Annotated in this window: 1 protein-coding gene; it reads left to right on the plus strand. The window is 39.3% G+C overall.

The genetic code is table 11. From position 1 onward, the window contains the following. The first annotated feature begins 245 nt into the window (after positions 1 to 245). Positions 246 to 1,049, plus strand: a complete 804-nt coding sequence (locus tag CWB66_RS20120) for an SDR family oxidoreductase (protein ID WP_138586784.1) — start codon at positions 246 to 248, stop codon at positions 1,047 to 1,049. Positions 1,050 to 1,221: the final 172 nt, after the last annotated feature.

Below are 1,221 nucleotides of genomic sequence, written 5' to 3' on the forward strand. Positions count from 1 at the left end.
GTATCTAGTTGTTCTAAATAAAAAATTTTTAACGACGTTATAGTGCAATTTAATTCGTTAAATTGATCAAAGATTTATGCAGTTTGGTATTACTATCCAGAGCTCAGATTAATTAGGTATTATTGCAAATGGGTATTACATATCCTGAATTCAGGGTACTTATTTTCAAAAATTTAATACAGTTATTTTAGAGTAAACACACTTAATTCGCATACCATTAAACACGTCATAATGAAGGAGCAATAATGCATAGATTAAAAGAAAAAGTGGTCTTAGTGACTGGCGCTGCGAGGGGAATTGGGCAAGCTATTGCACAATTATTTTGTGACGAAGGTGCAACTGTAATCCTCAGCGACATTAATGATGAACTAGGCCAAACAGTGTCATCTTCTATAAAAGGTAAAGCTGAGTATCACCATTTAGATGTTTCAAAGGTCGATGACTGGGAATTGATAAGACGTTATATTGAAAGCAAATATGGCAGACTTGATGTATTAATTAATAATGCAGGAATTACGGGATTTCTTGAAACAACAGGGCCTCATGATCCAGAAAATCTAGATATTGAGAGCTGGCATAAGGTGCACAGCGTTAACTTAGATGGTGTCGCTCTAGGGTGTAAAACGGCGATCGCATTGATGAAAAAGTCAACATCAGCAAGCATTGTGAATTTATCGTCTCGCTCTGGCATTGTTGGTATACCTGGAGCCGCAGCTTATGCATCAAGTAAAGCTGCAGTAAGAAATCATAGCAAAACAGTCGCCTTATATTGTGCACAAAACAATTACCCTATTCGCTGCAATTCAATACATCCAGGCGCAATTTTAACGCCAATGTGGGATGCAATGCTAGGTGAAGGAGATGCCAGAGAGTCAGCCATTAAAGCAATCTCTAGTGATATTCCATTAAATACCATGGGAGACGCTAAAGATGTTGCATATGCAGCACTTTACTTAGCTTCTGACGAATCGAAATATGTGACCGGAATTGAACTCAATGTTGACGGTGGTATTTTAGCGGGGAGCTCTGCTTCACCATCAGAAGAATAGTTCAAAAAAATATTTTTATCTGGATCTCTCAACGTTAGGGCATGTTGACCTTTGTGGATTGAAATTTGTTCAATCTGGGGGCAGTTGAATCGCGGCGCGAGGTTTGTAACCGAGTGGGCTAAGTAAAAACCGAGCAACAACGCGACACCCGTCCCGAGAAGGCAGCCAAAGG

This window comes from Pseudoalteromonas sp. S558 (assembly GCF_005886635.1).
Classification (GTDB): Bacteria; Pseudomonadota; Gammaproteobacteria; order Enterobacterales; family Alteromonadaceae; genus Pseudoalteromonas; species Pseudoalteromonas aliena.